Genomic DNA, 20349 nt, shown 5'->3' with positions numbered 1-20349 from the left:
CGAGGGAGCGTTGTGACGAAAGTATTAAAGGTCGGCGATTCTTCCGCTCGAGTAGCCGAAGCACGCGCCACCCTGGCCCGGCTGGGCATGCTATCGAACTTCAACGGTGACGTGGCAGGTTGGAAGACCCAGAAGTTCAGCGAAGAAGACAAGTACTTCAGCTCTGAATTAGCCCACGCCTTGAAGGCATTCCAGCAATCTCGCGGCATCATCCCATCAGGCACGATCGATGAGATCACGCTGCGGGAACTTCGTCATGCTTCCTACACGCTGGGCGCACGCGTGCTGTCTTTCCAACCAGGGCAAGAATTGTTCGGCGATGACGTCGCCCAGCTGCAACGACAGCTACAAGAGCTTGGTTTTTATAGCCACAATCTTGATGGCCACTTCGGGCAGAACACGCACGAAGCGTTGAGTAATTTCCAGCTCAATTCCGGTTTGCAGGACGATGGTGTTTGCGGGCCAAACACCATTCACTCGCTGTCGCTTTTGGGGCGACGCATCTCTACAGGCGGTTCCACCCAGGCGATTCGAGAACGGGAATCGGTGCGTCGCGCTGGCCCGAAACTTGCTGATAAACGCGTGGTGATCAATCCGGCGCTGGGTGGCGCAAACAAGGGTGCTACCGTGCGTGGACGCTATGGCGAAATCACCGAAGAAGAAATCCTGTGGGATCTTTCCTCGCGCATTGAAGGTCGTATGATCGCAGCTGGCGTGGAAACTATTATTTCTCGCCCACGCATGGATGATCCTAGCGAGCGTGAACGCGCGGATATCGCGAATGCGTTTGGTGCTGATCTCGTGATCAGTCTGCATTGTGATCGCTACCAGAATGAAAAAGCTAACGGTGCGGCCACGTTCTTTTTCGGTTCCAATTACGGCACCTCGTCGTTGATTGGTGAGAAGCTGTCGGGCTTCGTGCAACGAGAAATCGTTGCACGCACTGAGCTGCAGGATTGTCGTAATCACGCACGCACCTGGGAAGTATTGCGTCTGCCGCAAATGCCCACCATCGACGTCGTACTCGGGTATTTAACGAACCCGCAGGACGTGAAGATTTTGACGCAGCCAAAGCACCGCGATGCGATTGCCGAGGCGATCGTGGTTGGGGTGAAACGGCTTTATTTACTCGACCAAGACGATATGCAAACCGGCACGTATAACTTTGCCGAGCTGCTCGAAGCCGAGCAATCTTAACAGGCTGCAAACAATCAAGCAGGCGATGAATGGTTCATCGCCTGCTTTTTAGTCTGTGTACCTAATCTGTAACTAATCTACGCCTAGTCTTTACTTAGTCTGTGTCTGCAGAACCGGTAGAGCCTTCGATCAGTTCCATGATGCGAGCGAAGTCTTCTTGGTCGCCGAATTCAACGACCATTTTGCCTTTCCGTTTGCCCATCGACACGGTGACTTTCGTGTCCCACTTATCCGCCAATCGTTCTGCGGTGTGGGTGAAAAATTCTGGTTGCGGAGCAGGAGCGTTTTTCTTCTTCGGCGCCGGTTTTTGGCCTTTGTTCAGTAAGACCACGGCTTCTTCAGTTCCACGGACCGACAGTCCTTCGGCGACGATGCGTTCGGCAAGCTCAGACATCTGTGCTTTTTCGTGCAATCCTAATAAGGCCCGCGCATGACCAGATGAAAGCACCCCGGCATCAACCCGTCGCTGCACATCAACCGGCAGGCGCAGCAAACGCAGGGTATTGGTGATGACTGGGCGTGAACGGCCCAATCGGTCAGCCAATTGTTCTTGGGTTACACCGAATTCTTCTAACAATTGCTGATACGCGTGAGCTTCTTCCAAGGGGTTGAGCTGAACGCGGTGAATGTTTTCCAGCAACGCATCGCGCAGCAGTGCATCGTCGGTGGTTTGGCGCACGATCGCAGGGATCGTCGACAAGCCAGCCCGCGATGCTGCACGCCAACGACGCTCACCCATGATGAGCTCAAAGCCGTCCGCAGCCGGGCGCACCACGATCGGCTGCAACAGGCCGAATTCTTTGATCGAATGCACCAGTTCGGCGAGATCATCCGCGTCGAAGACTGTACGTGGCTGCTTCGGGTTTGGGCTGATCTGGCCGACGGGCACTTCGCGGTAGGTGGCACCAAATTGTGGGCCTAAGCTGCCACCGCGAGAGCTCGCTGCGCCGGCGGTTGCTGAGGAGATCGTGGGCGCGCCTGGCACGTTAGTTTTGCCTGCTGCGCCGGCTCCGCCAGCTTTGCCGGTTTTCTCGCCGACCGCTTTCGCACCAGATTTCGCACCGCCTGTCGCGCCGGCATGCGAAGCGGTATCGCCGGCATTGTCGGTACGACCAGTTTTCGTATTCGCTGCTCCGCCGACACGGGAGCCGCGACCGGCGCCGCGATCACCCAGCGCGGATCCTAAAATAACGTCCGCTGCTGAGTTTCCCAGGCGTGGGCGGGCAGATTGATCCTCATCGGTAGCAGAAGGAATCAGCGCTGCCAGGCCACGGCCCAGACCGCCTTGTTTTTGGTTGGGTTTTTTCTCCGCCATGAAAGCTCGTTACTCCTTATGCTTCGTCCGCTGCTGGTTCGCCAGAATCGTCGGCTTGCTCTGCTTGTTGCGAAAGCTGCTCATAAATCTCCGGGCTCACACCGATCGGGCCGGTAGAACTGTGCGGGATATAGTCTCCACGCTCATCAAGTTCTTTTGCTGCCGCACCGTAGGCGTAAGCACCGTGTGAGCTCGGGGAGTAATCGATCACCGTCTGCCCGTATCCCGGAGCCTCAGACACGCGTACAGAGCGTGGAATGACATTACCCAGCACCACTGCGCCGAATTGCCCACGGACTTCGTCGACCACTTGCTCCGCGAGTTTGGTGCGACCGTCGTACATCGTCAGCAGCACGCCGGAGATGTGCAGATTCGCATTCAAATGCTCGCGGATCATCGTGATGTTATTCAGTAGCTGTCCCACCCCTTCCAATGCGTAGTATTCGCACTGGATGGGGATGATCACTTCTTCGACCGCCGTCATCGCGTTGATCGTCAGCAAGCCCAGCGATGGCGGGCAATCGATGAATACGTAATCGAACCCGTATTCGTCTAAGAATCCGTTCTTCAATGCGTCGGAAAGCCGGTACTCACGCCGCACCAAGCTCACCAATTCGATCTCTGCACCGGCCAGGTCGATTGTGGCTGGGATGCACCACAGGTTCTCGCGGTGTGGAGATTGCTGCACGGCTTGTTTTGCCGTCGCGTTGCCGACTAGCACCTCGTAACTGGAGTCGGTGCCCGTGCGGTGCTCAACTCCGAGGGCCGTCGACGCATTGCCCTGTGGGTCGAGGTCGATAACCAACACGGTATGACCTTGGTGGGCGAGGGCAGCGGCTAAGTTCACGGCACTGGTGGTTTTACCAACGCCGCCTTTTTGGTTGGCGATCGTGATCAAGCGGGGCTGCTGTGTCATGCCAATGAGCTTACTTTACGCGGTGAACACGTATCAGTGTGGTGGGTTCGTCCAGCTCAGCGCCCACGGTGATGATTTCCGGAACACCACCTTTGGCTCGTTTAATCGCAGCTTTGTCGCGCTCGATTTCTTCGCTAGCCGACGCCCCCTTCATCGCCAGCATCATCCCGCCAGGCCGACACAACGGCAGCGACCACCGTGCAAGCTTTGCTAGGGGCGCCACCGCGCGAGAAGTCACCACATCGAAGGCGGCAGCATCCTTACCCAGGTTTTCGGCGCGCTCGCGCACCACGGTGACGTTTTCGAGGCCGAGCTTGTCGACGACCTCAGCCAGGTAAGTAGAACGCTTCAGCAAAGGTTCCAACAACGTCACGTGCAAGTCCTCGCGCGCAATGGCAAGCGGGATTCCAGGCAGGCCTGCCCCAGAGCCAATATCGATCACGCGTGCACCTTCTGGGATTGCCTCACCAATGACGGCGCAGTTGTAGATGTGGCGATCCCACAACCGCGGTGTCTCCCGTGGGCCGATAAACCCGCGCGTGGTGGCATCCGTGGCCAAAGATTCGTGATAAGCGGTGGCCAGGTCTTGCCGTTCACCAAAGATCTGGGACAGCATTACTTCTTCTTGCCTTGCTTTTTCTGCTGATTCGCTTGTCCCTGTTGTTTCTGCGCCTGGGATTTGCGCTGCTTTTTGGTCGTCTTGTCTACCTTGCGCACACCAGGAGCTGGAGCGCTCGAGCGCTTAGCTTCGCGCTTTGCCTCTTCTTCAGCTTCTTCTTCGCGGTCCATCTTGGTGTAAATGATGCGGGTCTGGATGAATGTCCAGACGGTGTTGGTGAGCATGTAGAACAACAGACCAATGGTCCAGATGAAGCCGGTTGCCAAGGTAATTGCTGGCATGACCCAGAGCATCATCTTGTTCATCATGCCCATCTGCATCTGCATCATCTCGGCATTGTCGCCAGTGGGCTGCGGGGTCTTGCCTGCAGCGCGACGTGCTTCTTGGCGGCCGACGGTAAACCGTGCGTTCAGGTGCGTCAGCAATGCGATGGTCAGCACCAACGGAACGGCCACGACAATCACGTTAAAGCGGGTGAAGTCGGCACCGAAGGTTTCCATCGCGTCTTCGGACATCGAAATGAACGCAGACAGTGGCACACCGAAAATGTCAGCATCCAAGAACGAACGCACATCTTCGACGGAGAAGGAGTAGTTCGGGATGTTGCGGTTTTCTTCTACCGACAAGCCTGGCGAACCAAGACGTTCTTCGGTGCGGTTGAACATGCGCAGCACGTGGAACAGACCAATGAAGACCGGGATCTGCGCCAGCATCGGCAGACATCCGGCCAGCGGGTTCATGCCGGATTCTTTGTAAAACTTCTGCAGCTCTTGGCTTTGCCGAGTTTTATCGTTTTTGTACTTGTCCCGAATTTCTTTCATCTTCGGCTGCAGCTCTTGCATCTTGCGCGAAGAGCGCAGCTGCGTGATCATCGGCTTCACCAACAACGCCTTGATGGTCATCGTCAGCAAGATGATGGACAATACCCAGGTATATCCCTCGTGTGGGTCCAGCACGAAACCGAGGACGTCACGCCAAAAGCCGAGGATCCACGAAATCGGGTAGTAGATGAAATTAAGCACAAATAATCCTTATACTGACTAGCTTGCAGTCGGGTCTAGTTTGCGTTCGGGGTGTCCGACGAACGTGCCGGATCATAGCCGCCCGGGTGCCAAGGGCCGCATTTGAGGATTCTCACGATAGCATAAATAAACCCCTTAAAAACGCCGTGACGCGCGAAAACCTCCAGGGTATAGGCGCTACAGGTGGGTTCGAAGCGACAGGTGGAAACAGGCTTTTGCGAGGAAAGTTTCTGCTGGTAAAACCGCACCGCCGCCACGCACCACCGCGCTAAGCCACGTGCCGGTGGAATCGCCTCGCCATCAGTGTTGTAGTAAGTCACCGTTGCGGCCTTGTGCTCTGTTTCGTAGTTTTCGGCTGCTGGCCCGGCTTATCTTCGTGTTGCTTTTGTTCGGTCTTTTTCAGTGCCCGGAAGACGCTATTGCGCACATCCTTACGCAATTGAGCAGGGCTGGCGTCGACAAGCGCGGGCAGAGCACGCAGCACGACGTCGACGGATGGGTCTAGTTCTGCGCACAGTTCACGGCAAATGTGCCGCAGTTGGCGGGCGGTGCGGTGCCGAACAACCGCATTGCCAACGCTCTTAGAGACAATAAGACCAAAACGGGGACCAGAAACAGCCAGTGTTTCTGATCCCTGCTGGTTATAACAGTGTGCAATGACACTGCGAGAGCCGGCCCGCCGCCCTTTTTTGGTGGTTCGCCGGAATTGTTGCGGCGAAGTCAGCTTATGCTGGCGGGGAAGCATGACTTATGCAGTCAGCTTTGCGCGACCCTTTTTGCGACGAGCTGCCACGATGGCACGACCAGCGCGGGTACGCATGCGGGTACGGAAGCCGTGAACACGTGCACGACGACGATTGTTTGGTTGGTATGTGCGTTTACCCTTTGCCACGGTAGATCTCCTTCACTAAGCGGTACGACGCTGCCTTTCTGGCACGTCAGATACAAATTCGAGAACCAACACGTCCCACGAGTGGCCTTTGGAAAAGCGCAGAAGCGCGGGGTGCCACGGGTTCTCATGCACACAGTCCGAGACTGTGAAAAGACTAAGCCAGATTACGTCACCGCAAGCAGGAAAAACAAATCGACACGCCGCACGTGTATAGCGAAAACACACAGGCCAGCCCCCGATCGATAGGGTGCCCCCGAAATGACAATGATGTTGTTCGACTACCCGGCGGCGACCTTTGTGAATTACAACCTGGGGGAGTGCTGCGAGTTTTCTACAAGCGCGCTAAATTCCCACCACTCAGTAACAACAGTGTAATTCAGGCTGGTTACTACCGGAAAACATCGCGTCTAGACACTCTTCCACACCAACAGGTAGGAATAAGTGGTCACATCTACTCACAGGCGAATTTCCCACCTCCCTGTGGATAACTCTCAACACAAACTTGAGAGCCCCATAAAAAGTGCAGGTAGAACGCAAAAATTACAGAATCGAAGTTATCCACAAACAGTAAGTGAATTGTGGATAAACTTCACCGCGGGTCTATCCACAGTTGTGGATAACGCTGTGAAATACTGGTCAAGCCATATTTCACAAGCGGTGATCCTGTGGAATCCCCCTGGGGAATTTTTGCGAGTTCTTGCAACAGCAAGCCAAGCAAATAACACAAATACGACCGACCAGAAAGAATCGAGGCACTGTGGCAAACGAGGCGTCCACACTCGCAGAGAATTGGAACAAGATGGTCAATGACCTTTTGTATTTTTCTGACCAACCTGATTCTGACATACCTCCGTTCAGCCATTCGCAACGCGCATACCTGCAGATTGCTACGCCTGTCACCCTGGTCAACGGTTATGTGTTGATTTCTGTCCCGCATGAAGCCGCTAAAGCCACGATTGAAAATGATCTGGGCCCGTACATCGTGCGTATCCTCAATCACTATCTCGGTACGTCTTGCTCCTTGGCGGTTTCGATAAGCGCCCCACAAGACGACGATTGGGATCCGTCTCATTCTCCTGCACAGGCCAGCCGCAACTACGAACCGCGTTATACCTCGCGCTATGACCCGCGCGACGATACTTCTTCCCAGTCGCGTGAGGCAGCGCCGCGAAACTCAGCGTCGTCACGCCCGGCAACGCCGACGGAGACAGAGTCAGATAGCCAGTCGCCGCAAGATACTCCTCGCACGCCTCGTTCCTCAAGGGGTTCTCACAGCCGCGCCCCACACAATTCCGGCGAGCTGCAATTCGAGTTCCCGCCGCATAACTACTCCAGTGAGCAAAACGGGCAGGAACAATCCCGCAGTGCGCACCGGGGTGCTGCCAGCCTCGACGAGCTCGCGCAGGCGTATCAGCAACAGCAAGCCGCAGCGACTGAGACCGGACAACCGGATGCAGCGCGTCGTTTGCACCGGGAGGCGCCGGCGCATGATCCCAACCGGGAAGAATCCCTCAACCCCAAATACACGTTCGAAAACTTCGTTATTGGATCCTCGAACCGCTTCGCCAACGGTGCAGCAGTGGCAGTGGCAGAAAACCCGGCCCGCGCCTACAACCCGTTGTTCATTTGGGGCGGTTCCGGGTTGGGCAAAACCCACCTGCTGCACGCCGCCGGCAACTACGCGCAAGTGCTACAACCGAAATTGCGGGTGAAGTACGTCTCCTCCGAAGAATTCACCAACGACTACATCAATTCTTTGCGCGATGACCGGCAGGAATCGTTCAAGCGTCGTTACCGCAATCTGGATATTTTGATGGTCGACGATATCCAGTTCTTGGAAGGCAAAGAATCTACCCAGGAAGAGTTCTTCCACACCTTCAACGCTTTGCATCAGGCAAACAAGCAGATCATCTTGTCTTCGGACCGTCCTCCAAAGCAGCTGACAACCCTGGAAGATCGCCTGCGCACGCGCTTCGAAGGCGGGCTGATCACCGATGTGCAGCCGCCAGACTTAGAAACCCGCATTGCGATTTTGATGAAGAAGGCCTCTACCGATGAGACGCGTGTCGACAGGGAGGTCCTGGGGTTTATTGCTTCCCAGTTTGAATCCTCGATTCGCGAGCTGGAAGGCGCGTTGATTCGTGTCTCTGCATATTCTTCCCTGATTAATGAGCCGATCAACATGGAACTCGCCGAGATCGCGCTGCACGATATTCTTCCTGATTCGGCGAACCTAGAGATCACTATGTCGACGATCATGGAAGTGACCGCAGAATACTTCGACATTGAGTTCAAGGCTTTAACCGGTGCCGGGAAAACGCGCGCGGTGGCCCATGCCCGACAACTCGCGATGTATCTGTGCCGTGAGCTCACTGATAATTCCTTGCCGAAAATTGGCGAGGCTTTCGGTGGCAAGGACCACACCACGGTGATGTACGCGGATCGAAAGATCCGTAAGGAAATGACAGAAAAGCGCGATACTTACGACGAGATCCAGCAGTTGACGCAGATCATCAAAACCCGCGGAAGGGTTTCCTAGCAGTATTCTTCCACGCCAGGCTCTCATGTGCAGGGCCTGGCCTTTTTCGCGCGCAATTTACTCTTCGTGCGCGGCTCAGCCTTCATGCTTGACTCAGCCTTTGTTCGCAGTTTATCCAACATCCGCGGTTTATCCACAGACCTATACACAACTGTGTAATTACACCAATGTAATTTAGTTGTATTTTGTAATCCACTTCATAAAATCGGGTTGTGTACGCGTTTCTAGCAGTGTGAATGCAGCGGTGGAACAGCTGTGGATAACTACGTCAGGATTGTGGAAAAACTAAATCACCTCGAAGTTATCCACAATTACACCGAGTTATACACAGGAAGAACACAACTGCCCACACATCACAGAAAAATCGCCTGAGCTAGGCAAATACCCTGTTATTCACAGATCACACAAGACTTATTGTTGTTATTATCTTTTTAACTTAGAAATCTATTAAGAAAAGGAAGGTGTGGAGAGATCAAGTTTTCTTGTTTCGCACCCAAACAGATTCTCAAACAACAATGACCCAAGTCAGTTCGAACTGACATCAATGTAATTCATGGCCCAGGATTAGCATCCCCTAAATGACAAGAATTCCGCGTGGGTAAACTGACTGTGATGGGTTAGAATGACAATCTTTCAGGTACCTTGGTAAGCGACTATCGCGAACCACAACGTGTAAGAGAAAGCTAGATACCAACATGGATTCATCTGCAGTATCGTTCCGTGTTGCCAAGGAAGACTTGGCAGACGCCGTCGCTTGGGTAGCTAAAAACCTGCCATCAAAGGCCACCCAACCTGTACTTCGTGCGATGCTGATCACTGCTGATGAATCTGGTCTTGAGCTTTCCGGTTTCGATTACGAAGTGTCCACCAAAATTAAGCTTCCGGCTGAGGTCGAGACCGAAGGCACCATCGCGGTTGCGGGTAAATTGCTGGCAGATATCGTCGCCAGCCTTGCCAATAAACCGGTGGAGTTGAAAGTTACAGATTCCACCGCTCTGGTTCGCTGTGGCTCTTCTCGTTTTGAGCTACCACTGATCCCGCTCGACGATTACCCACAATTGCCCGAGCTTCCGCAGGTCACCGGTAGCTTGAATCCGTCGTTGTTCACCGATGCTGTCACCCAGGTGGCTTCGGCCGCTGGTCGCGATGACACCTTGCCGATGTTGACTGGCGTGAACTTCGCCATCAACGGCGCAAACATCAAACTCGCCGCCACTGACCGTTTCCGTTTGGCGATTCGCGAGCTCAGCTGGGAACCAGTCAGCGACAACGTCAACGCAAAGCTGCTGGTTCCAGCAAAAACCTTGCAAGAAAATGCCCGCAGCTTAGACACCAGCTTGGATCAGCCAGTGCAAATCGCAGTCGGTACCGAGGACAACGTTGGCGCCGAGGGCCTGTTTGGCTTGCACTCACACAACCGTGAGACCACCACCCGCATGCTGGATGCAGAATTCCCGAATATCGAACCGCTGCTGCCAAAAACCCATAGTTGTGTCGCCAGCGTCGATATTGCCCCGCTGCAAGAAGCCATTCGTCGCGTGTCATTGTTGACCGAACGCAACGCGCAGGTGCGCATGGAATTCTCGGAAGACCAGGTCATTTTGTCTGCAGGCGGGGCAGAATCTGGTCACGCAGAAGAAGCCGTGCCTTGCGAGTTTTCCGGACGCGACGAGCTGATCATCGCCTTCAACCCGGGATACCTGAAAGACGGGCTATCCGTCGTGCGCACCGAAAAAGTCTTTTTCGGATTCACCGAATCTTCACGCCCAGCGATCTTGCTGCCACAACCAGAGCAGATGCCGGAAGCTAACGAAGACGGGCAATTCCCGAGCCCTAAATCTGATTTCACTTACCTGCTGATGCCGGTTCGTTTGCCTGGGTAATGTATCTTCAGCATCTGCAGCTTCGTGATTTCCGCTCCTGGCCGGAATTTAGCCTGCGGTTTGCCCCCGGGATCAGTGTTTTTGTCGGACGCAATGGCTATGGCAAAACGAATATCGTCGAAGCCATCGGCTATTTGGCACACCTCGGTTCGCACAGGGTGAGCACAGATGCACCACTGATTCGCCTGGGTGAGGACAACGCCCGGGTCTCGGCCAGCATCATCAACCAGGGCCGGGAGCTCACCGCGCATCTGCTGATTCGCGCCAGCGGCAGCAATAGCGCGCAGATCAACCGCACCCGCCTGAAATCACCGCGTGAATTACTCGGGGTTGCCAAAACCGTGCTGTTTTCCCCGGAAGATCTTGCATTGTTGCGCGGAGAACCAGGAGAACGCCGCCGTTACCTTGATAGCATTCTGGCAAGTCGCACCCCGCGCATCGCTGGGGTCAAAGCCGATTATGACAAAGTGCTGCGGCAGCGCAACGCTTTGCTGAAATCTGCGAGCACTGCCTTGAAACGCGGCTACCGCGATGACGATTCCGCTTCGGCATTGGCCACCTTGGATGCCTGGGATAACCGTTTGGCCTGGTTGGGTGCGCAATTGATCGCGGCTCGGGTGGAGCTTGTCGACGAACTCACCACCCAAGTACGCAACGCCTACGCCGCCATCGCACCGGAATCACGCCCGGCTGCGGTTGCTTATGCTTCCACCTTGGATAATGATTCTGCGCGCATCAGCGACGATTATTACCGCGATTCGAACGGCCGCGTGCAAGTGGAACTCGTCGAAGCAGCCATGCTGGGCGCGCTGGGCAGCGTGCGGGAAAAAGAAATCGAGCGTGGCATCAGCCTGGTGGGCCCGCACCGCGATGACATGGAAGCGTTGCTGGGTGCCAGCCCGGCGAAAGGATTCGCCTCACATGGCGAGACCTGGTCTTATGCGATCGCATTGCGCTGGGGGGAATTCGAGATTTTACGCCAATCTGGCACTGATCCGATTGTGATTCTGGATGATGTTTTCGCTGAACTCGACGTGAAACGTCGCCGCCACCTGGTGAAACTTGCGCGCAGCGTCGAACAGGTGTTGATCACCGCCGCCGTGCAAGAAGATATCCCCGATGAGCTGGCCCCGAATTCTGTAGTCCACATCGGGGTGCACGATTCCACCACTGACGACGGCGAGTACTCCCGGGTGTCATTCATCGAGACTGGCAACGATGCGACTGGCGATGATGCGAGCCACGATGCAAACGGCCACGATGAGCCTGCCGACGAGACCAGCAATGACACGCCTGCCGACGGTGGCGCATCATGAGTGATTCCTCCGACCATGCCCCCATCGACGGCACAGACCAGCCCCGCGATCTGGTCGATTCCACCTTCGAGGCTTTGCGCGCAGCCGCACGTCAGCGCGGATCCGCCCCCCACTTGGGAACCGCGCGCTCGGGTACCCACAACCACCTGCGCAAACGTCGACAAGCAAGTAGCTACCGGGCACAAACCCGCACCGCGCACCAGGCACAATCTGCAGATAGCGCACAGACGCCGCTACCCGCGCTGAATTGGAAGAAATACCAGCAATCCGGGCCCGACGGGCGCAGACCGCGCCGTCCGCTGGATTTGCCGTCGGTGGGTTCGGTGTTGCACAAGGAGATCCAGTCGCGCGGCTGGGAGAAAGGTTTGGCATCGGGGTGGGTGACCGGCCATTGGGAAGACCTGGTGGGCCCGAAGATTGCACAGCACACCAAAGTGGAGATGGTCAAAGACACCGCGCTGTTCATTTCCTGTGATTCCACCGCCTGGGCGACGAACCTGCGTTATATGCAGCGGGAAATCTTACGCAGGATCACCGAAAAGACCGGCCCGGATGTGATTACGGAATTGAAGATTTTCGGCCCGCAGGCACCGAGTTGGCGCAAAGGCAAGCTTCACGTCAAAGGCCGCGGCCCGCGCGATACCTACGGCTAAAGTCTTGCTGAAGGCGAAAGCCGCTGCAGTGGCTGTGCTGCCGCCATCTTGAGCGTCGTCAAGCACCCGATGAGCACCACCCAGCTGCACCGTCTGGGGTGTAAGATTGGAATGTCGAAGATTTCCTCTTTAAGGAGTGCTAGTTTCACGTGGCTAACGCGCAACCGAATTATGACGCTTCATCAATCACCATCCTGGAGGGCCTGGAAGCGGTCCGTAAACGCCCCGGTATGTACATCGGTTCTACCGGCGTGCGCGGTCTGCACCACCTGATTTGGGAGGTCGTTGATAACTCGGTCGACGAGGCCATGGCGGGTTATGCCTCCAAGGTTGAGGTTCGTTTGCTTGCCGACGGCGGCGTGCAAGTTACTGACGACGGCCGTGGTATTCCGGTTTCGATGCACGCCAGTGGTGCACCAACCGTACAGGTCGTGATGACGCAACTCCACGCCGGCGGTAAGTTCGACTCGGATTCTTATGCCGTTTCCGGTGGTCTGCACGGTGTCGGTATTTCTGTGGTTAACGCCTTGTCCACGCGCGTGGAAGCCGCGATCAAGCGTGATGGCAAGCACTGGTACCAGAACTTCGAGCGCGCGGTGCCGGAAGAACTCGTCGAGGGTGGCAATGCCCGCGGCACGGGTACGACGGTGCGCTTTTGGCCGGACCCAGAGATTTTCGAGACCGTTAAATTTGATTTCGACACCATCAAGCGCCGCCTACAAGAGATGGCGTTTTTGAACAAGGGCCTGTCCATCACGCTTGTCGACGAGCGTGTGACCGCCGAGGATTTGAAACTCGAGGCATTGGCCGAAGAGGGCGAGACTGCTAGCTCTTTCGATGATCCAGACCCAGAAGAAAAAGCAGACGTCAGCGATAAAGACGCCGTTAAAAAGGTGGAATTCTGCTACCCGAACGGCCTGGTGGATTACGTTGACTACCTCAACCGGACGAAGACCTCGATCCACCCGACGATCATCAGTTTTGAGGCCAAGGGCGAGGATCACGAGGTAGAAATCGCGCTGCAGTGGAACAGCGGCTACAACCAGTCCGTGCACACCTTCGCGAACACGATTAACACCCACGAGGGTGGTACGCACGAAGAAGGCTTCCGTGCCGCGCTGACCACGCAGATGAACAACTATGCGAAAACGCATAAGTTGATGAAGGAAAAAGACGGCAAACTCACTGGTGACGACTGCCGAGAGGGCCTGTCGGCGATTATTTCCGCGAAGGTCGGCGACCCACAGTTTGAGGGCCAGACCAAGACCAAGCTGGGTAACACCGAGATCCGTTCGTTCGTGCAGCGTTCGGTGAATGAGCACCTGGCGGATTGGTTTGATGCCAACCCGGCGGAGGCCAAGGCCATCATGAACAAGGCCGTTGCTTCGGCGCAGGCCCGTGTGGCGGCACGTCGTGCTCGTGAGCTGGTGCGCCGCAAGTCCGCGACAGACTTGGGTGGATTGCCGGGCAAGTTGGCGGATTGCCGTTCGAAGGATCCAAAGGTTTCCGAGCTGTTCATCGTGGAGGGTGACTCCGCGGGTGGTTCCGCGAAGGCCGGCCGTGAGTCGCTGTTCCAGGCGATTTTGCCGTTGCGCGGAAAGATCTTGAACGTCGAAAAGTCCCGCATGGATAAGGTGCTGAAAAACAACGAGGTGCAGGCGATCATCACCGCGTTGGGTACCGGCATCCACGAAGAATTCGATATTTCGAAGCTGCGTTACAACAAGATCGTGTTGATGGCCGACGCGGACGTCGACGGGCAACACATCGCCACGTTGCTGTTGACACTGTTGTTCCGCTTCATGCCGGAGCTCGTCGAAAATGGCCACGTGTACCTGGCGAATCCGCCGTTGTACAAGCTGAAATGGTCCAAGGGCGAGCCGGGCTATGCCTTCAGCGACCGTGAACGTGACGCGCAGCTGAAAGAAGGCTTTGAGCAAAAACGCAAGATCAACATGGACGATGGTATCCAGCGCTACAAGGGTCTGGGTGAGATGAACGCGAAAGAGTTGTGGGAAACCACGCTTGATCCGACAACCCGTATCCTGCGCCGCGTGGACTTGGAAGATGCGCAAAAAGCCGATGAGCTGTTTTCTATTCTTATGGGCGACGACGTTTCTGCACGTCGTAGCTTTATCACGCGCCGTGCGAAGGATGTTCGCTTCCTCGACGTCTAATCGCTCGACGCAGACGGCTAGGATTGGACGCGGCCAATATTATGTGCGTCATAGCTCATATCAGTGATATCGAAAGGAAAACTCGTTGTGAGTAATGCCAACGGTTCTGCAGCTCGCGTGAAGCGCGGTTTGTCTGAGCAATTCTTCGGCGGCGTCATCATGGACGTCGTTACCCCAGAACAAGCGCGCATCGCAGAAGCTGCTGGTGCTTCCGCTGTGATGGCTCTGGAGCGCGTGCCTGCTGATATTCGCGCCCAGGGCGGGGTGGCTCGGATGTCGGATCCGGATATGATCACCGAGATCATCGAAGCCGTCGACATCCCAGTTATGGCCAAGGCCCGCATTGGCCACTTCGTTGAGGCGCAGGTACTGCAGTCGCTGGGTATTGATTACGTCGATGAGTCTGAGGTTTTGACCCCGGCTGACTACGCCCACCACATCGATAAGTTTGCTTTCGACGTGCCATTCGTTTGCGGTGCTACCAACTTGGGTGAGGCGCTGCGTCGTATCAATGAGGGCGCCGCGATGGTGCGTTCGAAGGGCGAGGCCGGCACTGGTGATGTTTCCAACGCCGTGACCCACATCCGCAGTATCCGCGCAGAGATCAACCGTTTGTCGTCGATGTCGAAGGACGAGTTGTTCGTGGCTGCGAAGGAACTGCAGGCACCATACGAGCTGGTGGTTGAGGTTGCTGAGACCGGTAGCTTGCCAGTTGGCTTGCTGGTTGCCGGTGGCGTTTCCACTCCAGCTGATGCTGCGATGATGATGCAGCTCGGCGCCGATGGCGTGTTCGTCGGCTCCGGCATCTTTAAGTCGGGTAACCCAGAAGCTCGTGCGAAGGCCATCGTGCGTGCGGTACAAAACTACGACGATCCTAAGGTCATCGCGGAGGTTTCGCGTGGCTTGGGTGAAGCTATGGTCGGCATCAACGTCGACGAACTGCCAGTTTCTCACCGCTTGGCAGAACGCGGCTGGTAAACCGGCTGGGGGGCTAGCCACGCTTGCCGAGTTGGTACGTGGTTGCTTTTTTCCCTTGCCCACCCTTGCGCACAATAATTTTGTGTTCGAGGAGTGGGCTCAGCCCATAGCGAACTTGGGAATTACTCAGCCCGGATTCTGCTACTAATTGGCTGAAACTGAACTCGGCACTATCACCGGTACTGACCCCAGCACTGTGCCCGGGCGGTGTTAGTGGTGTCGATTCTGCGGCAAGTTTCTGCGCGGCGGCCACAATTTTCGGGACGTTTTTCCCGAGGCTTCGTAAGTATTCAACGCCGAGTTCAATGTCGGGTTCAATGTCAGGCAACGGGGATTCGTTGCCTAGCGGTGCATCATTATTGTGTTGCAGGCTAGACCGCTCCGGTTTTCCCTGGGCAATGGACGGAGTGTGGTCTTCCTGCGGGAAGAAGAAGATGACGGTGACTTTGACTCCGGTGTTGATAATCCTGGGACGCGGTAAACCAGCTGCTTCGCAGAGCTCGAACATCGCGGTCACTCCGCCACCTTCACCTTCAATGATGCGATTTCCGTCAGCATCGGTGAGTAATTTAGCTAGGCGGTAGAGATGTTGATTGACCTCGATGCGCCGGAAATCTGCGCTGTGCAATTGCGCAACTGTCAGGTTTTTCAACCCGCCTGGGCTGGTGATAATTAAGCGATCCGGGGTAATACGCACGTCAATGGCTTTGCCAGCTTCGACTGTATTCGGTCCGAGGTCACGGTGGATAAGGGCGTTCGCGACTGCTTCCCGGATGGCAGCCAGGGGTACAACAGCAACGTTACGCATGTGCCCGGATTCCTGATAGGTCTGTGTTTGTGGAATATTGGCTTCGACCCAGTCCATGGTTTGGTTCAGCAGTGCTGGAACAGGTCCGTAGAAGGTGGCTAGGTTACGGGTGCGTCGTGGGAGTTCGGTTTCGGGCAACCGAACCGCGACGGTAATCGCTAATGATGGCAACGGGCCTTGCGGGAAGTGTCCAAGTGCATAGAAACCGGCGATTGATAACACTTCACCGTTGGTGACCACGAGATTGCGCAGAAGCGTGGTTTCTGGAGTCTCGCGTAATCGAGCGATACTCGCCCGGGCGGTGCGTAAAAATTGCTGGTGTAGGTCGTCGTCAAGATCTTCCACCGTGGTACCTGGAACAGGCCGGCGGTCATAGACTTCTTCTTGCTCGGCATGCAGCTTCGCAACCTCGATCATGCGTAACTCTGAAGCCGGAATTTCGTATTCACCATCTGCTTGACGCAAATAGGCTTTGCCTTGATACATAGCTGGGCGATCCAGGATATTGAGGCCATGTACACGCGCTAGAACGAGGTTTTTGCCATGCAGGGTGACAACAGTGGTTTTGATAAACGGTGGCGTGATAATGGAGATTCTGACTTTTAGACTAACACTTTTCCAACTATCACTCTCAATTTTCTACCGCAAACTGTGAAAATTTATCGCAGAGTGGAATAAAACTGCCACAAAATTGCCACTTAGACTGTCAGAGTGTGAAAGTTTCGCAGTTTGAATTACAAGTCTCGCGGTTAATTGTCACAGTGACAGTCAGAGCTGGGGCCAGGGTCTCACCGACAGCCGCACCGCAGTCATACCCGCACAGGGCCCACACCGAGCCCGCAGAGGGGTTGCGCACCGTCGTCAAGCATCTAATAGGCGCTAGACTGGGAGGTTATGAGTGACGATAACCAAGGCGGTTTGTTAGATCGCATTGAGCCGATAGATATCTCCGCGGAGATGGAGTCGAGTTATATCGACTACGCCATGTCCGTGATCGTGGGCCGTGCGTTGCCAGACGTGCGTGACGGGCTGAAACCCGTGCACCGGCGCGTGCTGTACGCGATGTACGACAACGGCTACCGGCCAGAGCGCAGTTACGTGAAATCCTCGAAGCCAGTTTCGGACACCATGGGTGACTACCACCCGCACGGTGACAGCGCTATTTACGACACGTTGGTGCGCATGGCCCAGCCGTGGTCGATGCGTTACCCGCTTGTCGACGGCCAAGGTAACTTCGGTTCGCCGGGTAATGACGGCCCGGCGGCGATGCGTTATACCGAATCGAAACTGATGCCGCTGGCGATGGAAATGACCCGGGATATTCGGGAAAATACCGTCGATTACCAGCCGAACTACGACGGTAAAACCACCGAGCCGACGGTGCTGCCGGCACGTGTGCCGAACCTGCTGATGAACGGTTCCGGCGGTATCGCCGTCGGTATGGCCACCAATATTCCGCCGCACAACCTTAACGAGTTGGCGGAAGCGATTTATTGGTTGCTGGACAACCCGGATGCCGGCGAGGAAGAAACCCTGGAAGCCTGCATGGAACGCGTCTCCGGGCCGGATTTCCCGACTGGCGGCATGATCGTGGGCACCAGCGGCATCAAGGATGCCTATACCACCGGCCGTGGTTCCATCCGTATGCGTGGTGTCTCCAGCATTGAAGAAAACGGTAGCCGCCAGACCATCGTCATCACGGAGTTGCCGTACCAGGTCAACCCGGACACCATGGTGGCTAATATCGCCGAGCAGGTCGCCAACGGCAAGCTCGCCGGAATTTCGAATATTGACGATGAGTCTTCTGACCGCGTCGGCATGCGCATCGTGGTCACTCTGAAGCGTGATGCCGTCGCACGCGTGGTGCTGAACAACCTGTACAAGCACTCGCAGCTGCAGACCTCGTTTGGCGCCAACATGCTCTCGATCGTCGACGGTGTACCGCGCACGCTGCGTCTGGATCAGATGCTGCGCTACTACGTCACCCACCAGATCGAGGTTATCGTCCGGCGTACGCAATATCGCCTGGCAGAAGCTGAAAAGCGTGCTCACATCTTGCGTGGTCTGGTGAAAGCTCTGAACATGCTCGACGAGGTCATTGCGCTGATCCGTCGCAGCCGTTCGGTGGAAGCTTCCCGCGAAGGCCTGAAGGATCTTTTGGGCGTCGACGACGAGCAGGCAGAGGCCATTCTGGCGATGCAGCTGCGCCGCCTGGCTGCCCTGGAGCGGCAGAAGATCGTCGACGAGCTGGAAGAGATTCAGACTCTGATCGACGATCTGAAAGACATTCTTGATCGCGAGGAACGCCAGCGCGAGATCGTTGCTACTGAGCTGAAAGAGATCGTCGACAAGCATGGCGACGAGCGCCGCACGGAGATCGTGGCAGCGCACGGTGAGGTTTCTGATGAGGATCTCATTGCCCGCGAAAACGTTGTCGTCACCATTACGGCCACCGGCTATGCCAAGCGCACGAAGGTCGATACGTACAAGTCGCAAAAGCGCGGCGGCAAGGGCGTTCGCGGCGCAGAGCTGAAGCAAGACGACGTCGTCAAGAACTTCTTTGTCTGTTCGACGCACGACTGGATTTTGTTCTTCACCAACTTTGGCCGCGTGTACCGTCTCAAGGCCTACGAGCTACCAGAGGCGGGGCGTACCGCGCGTGGCCAGCACGTTGCCAACCTGCTGGAGTTCCAGCCAGAAGAGCGCATCGCTCAGGTTATTCAGCTGCAGTCGTACACTGATGCGCCGTACCTGGTGCTGGCGACCAAGCAGGGTCGAGTGAAGAAGTCACACCTGACCGATTATGAGTCGGCACGTTCGGCTGGTCTGATCGCGATCAACCTCAACGAGGGCGATGCGCTGATCGGTGCCTGCCTGGCTGGCGATGAGGATGATCTGTTGCTGACCTCCGAGCAGGGCCAGTCGATTCGCTTCACCGCCAACGACGATCAGCTGCGCCCAATGGGCCGTGCGACCGCCGGTGTGAAGGGCATGCGCTTTAAGGGTGATGACCAGCTGCTGGCGATGTCCGTGGTGCATGACGGTGAGTTCTTGCTGGTGGCTACCTCCGGTGGTTATGGCAAGCGCACCGCGATCGAGGAATACAGCACCCAGGGCCGCGGTGGCATGGGCGTAATGACGTTCAAGTACACCCCGAAGCGCGGCAAGCTGATCGGCGCGATTGCGGTGAACGAGGATGATGAGATCTTCGCTATCACCTCTGCAGGCGGCGTCGTGCGTACCGAGGCTGGCCAGATCCGTCCGTCGTCACGCGCGACGATGGGTGTGCGGCTGGTTAATCTCGCCGATGATGTTGAACTGCTTGCTATCGACAAGAACGTCGAAAGCGAGGGCGTGGAAGAAGCCCAGGCTGTTGCCAAGGGCGAGAAGAGCATCGAGGACGTACAAGAGCAGCAGACTGATGCTGCGAAGGCGGATGCTGTGAAGACGGATGAGGAGTAGCACCATGGGAAAAAACATTGCGATTTCGCGCATCTCGCCGTTGTCTGCTTTCCGTGTGGGCTTGGCGGTTTCGTTGGTTGGCTTGGTGGCGTGGCTGATCGCCGTAACGGTGGTGTTTTTTGTGATGGATGCGTTCGGCGTCTGGGATTACATCAACGGATTTGTTGATGGTCTAGGTGCCGGCATGCTCATCGATTACGGCCTGGTGCTGTCTCTGTCGGCTCTTCTGGGCGCTGTGGCGGCAATCTTGGGCACAATCCTGGCTCCGCTGTTCGCGTTGATCTACAACGCTGTGGTGGCGCTTTTCGGCGGTATCCAAGTGGACCTGCAGCAGATCGTGGAAGTCGACGAATAGGCTGCAAAAACATCATCTGACCTGGCGATTTGTGTGGATATAAGATACGTATTAAAGTACATAATCGTTCCGCACAAGGGTCTATAGCTCAGTCGGTTAGAGCGCATCGCTGATAACGATGAGGTCGCAGGTTCGATTCCTGCTAGACCCACCAGGCGGGAACATGGGGCATTAGCTCAATTGGTAGAGCATCTGCTTTGCAAGCAGAAGGTCAGGA

Annotated in this window: 16 protein-coding genes, 1 tRNA gene and 1 pseudogene; 10 read left to right on the top strand and 8 right to left on the bottom strand. The window is 56.0% G+C overall.

The features are described 5' to 3' along the window. The first annotated feature begins 12 nt into the window (after positions 1 to 12). Positions 13 to 1197, top strand: coding sequence for an N-acetylmuramoyl-L-alanine amidase (locus tag RCH87_RS01885; RefSeq protein WP_306515058.1), 1185 nt, complete (start codon positions 13 to 15; stop codon positions 1195 to 1197). A 94-nt stretch (positions 1198 to 1291) separates the two neighbouring features. Here the strand turns inward: RCH87_RS01885 and RCH87_RS01880 are convergent, their stop codons facing one another. The 7 genes from RCH87_RS01880 to rpmH are packed head-to-tail and all read right to left on the bottom strand — an operon-like array spanning position 1292 to position 5961. Further along, positions 1292 to 2512 (bottom strand): ParB/RepB/Spo0J family partition protein, encoded by a 1221-nt coding sequence (locus RCH87_RS01880; protein WP_306515057.1) that lies wholly within the window; start codon positions 2510 to 2512, stop codon positions 1292 to 1294. 16 nt (positions 2513 to 2528) lie between these two features. Continuing rightward, positions 2529 to 3428, bottom strand: coding sequence for a ParA family protein (locus tag RCH87_RS01875; protein ID WP_306515056.1), 900 nt, complete (start codon positions 3426 to 3428; stop codon positions 2529 to 2531). A gap of 10 nt (positions 3429 to 3438) precedes the next feature. Further along, positions 3439 to 4044: a 16S rRNA (guanine(527)-N(7))-methyltransferase RsmG gene (rsmG, locus tag RCH87_RS01870; protein ID WP_306515055.1), complete on the bottom strand. Its 606-nt coding sequence runs from the start codon at positions 4042 to 4044 to the stop codon at positions 3439 to 3441. Then, the gene (gene yidC / locus RCH87_RS01865) at positions 4044 to 5069 is read right to left on the bottom strand and encodes a membrane protein insertase YidC (RefSeq protein ID WP_306515054.1); all 1026 of its coding nucleotides are present in this window, start codon (positions 5067 to 5069) and stop codon (positions 4044 to 4046) included. The genes rsmG and yidC overlap by 1 nt, the downstream gene beginning before the upstream one ends. A 35-nt stretch (positions 5070 to 5104) precedes the next feature. Further along, positions 5105 to 5326, bottom strand: coding sequence for a membrane protein insertion efficiency factor YidD (gene yidD, locus RCH87_RS01860; RefSeq protein ID WP_306515082.1), 222 nt, complete (start codon positions 5324 to 5326; stop codon positions 5105 to 5107). 59 nt (positions 5327 to 5385) lie between these two features. Then, the gene (gene rnpA / locus RCH87_RS01855) at positions 5386 to 5814 is read right to left on the bottom strand and encodes a ribonuclease P protein component (protein ID WP_306515053.1); all 429 of its coding nucleotides are present in this window, start codon (positions 5812 to 5814) and stop codon (positions 5386 to 5388) included. A 3-nt stretch (positions 5815 to 5817) separates the two neighbouring features. Continuing rightward, positions 5818 to 5961, bottom strand: a complete 144-nt coding sequence (rpmH, locus tag RCH87_RS01850) for a 50S ribosomal protein L34 (RefSeq protein ID WP_306515052.1) — start codon at positions 5959 to 5961, stop codon at positions 5818 to 5820. Positions 5962 to 6853: 892 nt separating this feature from the next. Between rpmH and dnaA the strand changes: the two are divergent. The 6 genes and pseudogenes from dnaA to pdxS form a co-directional block, all read left to right on the top strand. Beyond that, a pseudogene (gene dnaA, locus RCH87_RS01845) lies at positions 6854 to 8500 on the top strand (chromosomal replication initiator protein DnaA); the annotation flags it as partial. 695 nt (positions 8501 to 9195) lie between these two features. Continuing rightward, positions 9196 to 10383 (top strand): DNA polymerase III subunit beta, encoded by a 1188-nt coding sequence (dnaN, locus tag RCH87_RS01840; RefSeq protein WP_306515050.1) that lies wholly within the window; start codon positions 9196 to 9198, stop codon positions 10381 to 10383. Continuing rightward, on the top strand, positions 10383 to 11699 hold the full coding sequence (gene recF / locus RCH87_RS01835; protein WP_306515049.1) for a DNA replication/repair protein RecF: 1317 nt from the start codon (positions 10383 to 10385) through the stop codon (positions 11697 to 11699). Before dnaN ends, recF begins: the two co-directional genes overlap by 1 nt. Beyond that, positions 11696 to 12352 carry a DciA family protein gene (locus tag RCH87_RS10395; protein WP_373690892.1) on the top strand — a complete coding sequence of 219 codons (657 nt, stop codon included), beginning with the start codon at positions 11696 to 11698 and terminating at the stop codon, positions 12350 to 12352. The genes recF and RCH87_RS10395 overlap by 4 nt, the downstream gene beginning before the upstream one ends. Before the next feature lie 149 nt (positions 12353 to 12501). Further along, complete coding sequence (gyrB, locus tag RCH87_RS01825) at positions 12502 to 14529, top strand: DNA topoisomerase (ATP-hydrolyzing) subunit B (protein ID WP_306515048.1); 2028 nt, start codon at positions 12502 to 12504, stop codon at positions 14527 to 14529. An 87-nt stretch (positions 14530 to 14616) separates the two neighbouring features. Then, positions 14617 to 15507, top strand: coding sequence for a pyridoxal 5'-phosphate synthase lyase subunit PdxS (pdxS, locus tag RCH87_RS01820; RefSeq protein WP_306515047.1), 891 nt, complete (start codon positions 14617 to 14619; stop codon positions 15505 to 15507). 13 nt (positions 15508 to 15520) lie between these two features. On the opposite strand, the gene RCH87_RS01815 is transcribed toward pdxS, so the two are convergent. Beyond that, positions 15521 to 16801, bottom strand: coding sequence for an ATP-binding protein (locus tag RCH87_RS01815; RefSeq protein ID WP_306515046.1), 1281 nt, complete (start codon positions 16799 to 16801; stop codon positions 15521 to 15523). A gap of 408 nt (positions 16802 to 17209) precedes the next feature. Here RCH87_RS01815 and gyrA point away from each other — a divergent pair, with 408 nt between their 5' ends. The 3 genes from gyrA (at position 17210) to RCH87_RS01800 (ending at position 20286) form a co-directional block, all read left to right on the top strand. Beyond that, positions 17210 to 19777 (top strand): DNA gyrase subunit A, encoded by a 2568-nt coding sequence (gyrA, locus tag RCH87_RS01810; RefSeq protein ID WP_306515045.1) that lies wholly within the window; start codon positions 17210 to 17212, stop codon positions 19775 to 19777. A gap of 4 nt (positions 19778 to 19781) precedes the next feature. Next, positions 19782 to 20132, top strand: coding sequence for a DUF3566 domain-containing protein (locus RCH87_RS01805; protein WP_306515044.1), 351 nt, complete (start codon positions 19782 to 19784; stop codon positions 20130 to 20132). 77 nt (positions 20133 to 20209) lie between these two features. Continuing rightward, positions 20210 to 20286, top strand: a tRNA-Ile gene (locus RCH87_RS01800). Positions 20287 to 20349 lie beyond the last annotated feature (63 nt).

The organism is Corynebacterium sp. (assembly GCF_030826625.1).
Lineage (GTDB): Bacteria > Actinomycetota > Actinomycetes > Mycobacteriales > Mycobacteriaceae > Corynebacterium.
The sequence above is the reverse complement of the archived record's forward strand: the minus strand, read 5'-3'. Positions and strand labels throughout refer to the sequence as shown.

What these genes read in the sequence shown, in the direction of transcription:
- RCH87_RS01815 (WP_306515046.1), bottom strand. Translation starts at nt 16,801, where the DNA reads ATGTATCAAGGCAAAGCCTATTTGCGTCAAGCAGATGGTGAATACGAA.
- rsmG (WP_306515055.1), bottom strand. Translation starts at nt 4,044, where the DNA reads ATGCTGTCCCAGATCTTTGGTGAACGGCAAGACCTGGCCACCGCTTAT.
- RCH87_RS01805 (WP_306515044.1), top strand. Translation starts at nt 19,782, where the DNA reads ATGGGAAAAAACATTGCGATTTCGCGCATCTCGCCGTTGTCTGCTTTC.
- RCH87_RS01880 (WP_306515057.1), bottom strand. Translation starts at nt 2,512, where the DNA reads ATGGCGGAGAAAAAACCCAACCAAAAACAAGGCGGTCTGGGCCGTGGC.
- RCH87_RS01875 (WP_306515056.1), bottom strand. Translation starts at nt 3,428, where the DNA reads ATGACACAGCAGCCCCGCTTGATCACGATCGCCAACCAAAAAGGCGGC.
- RCH87_RS10395 (WP_373690892.1), top strand. Translation starts at nt 11,696, where the DNA reads ATGAGTGATTCCTCCGACCATGCCCCCATCGACGGCACAGACCAGCCC.
- gyrA (WP_306515045.1), top strand. Translation starts at nt 17,210, where the DNA reads ATGAGTGACGATAACCAAGGCGGTTTGTTAGATCGCATTGAGCCGATA.
- rnpA (WP_306515053.1), bottom strand. Translation starts at nt 5,814, where the DNA reads ATGCTTCCCCGCCAGCATAAGCTGACTTCGCCGCAACAATTCCGGCGA.
- dnaN (WP_306515050.1), top strand. Translation starts at nt 9,196, where the DNA reads ATGGATTCATCTGCAGTATCGTTCCGTGTTGCCAAGGAAGACTTGGCA.
- recF (WP_306515049.1), top strand. Translation starts at nt 10,383, where the DNA reads ATGTATCTTCAGCATCTGCAGCTTCGTGATTTCCGCTCCTGGCCGGAA.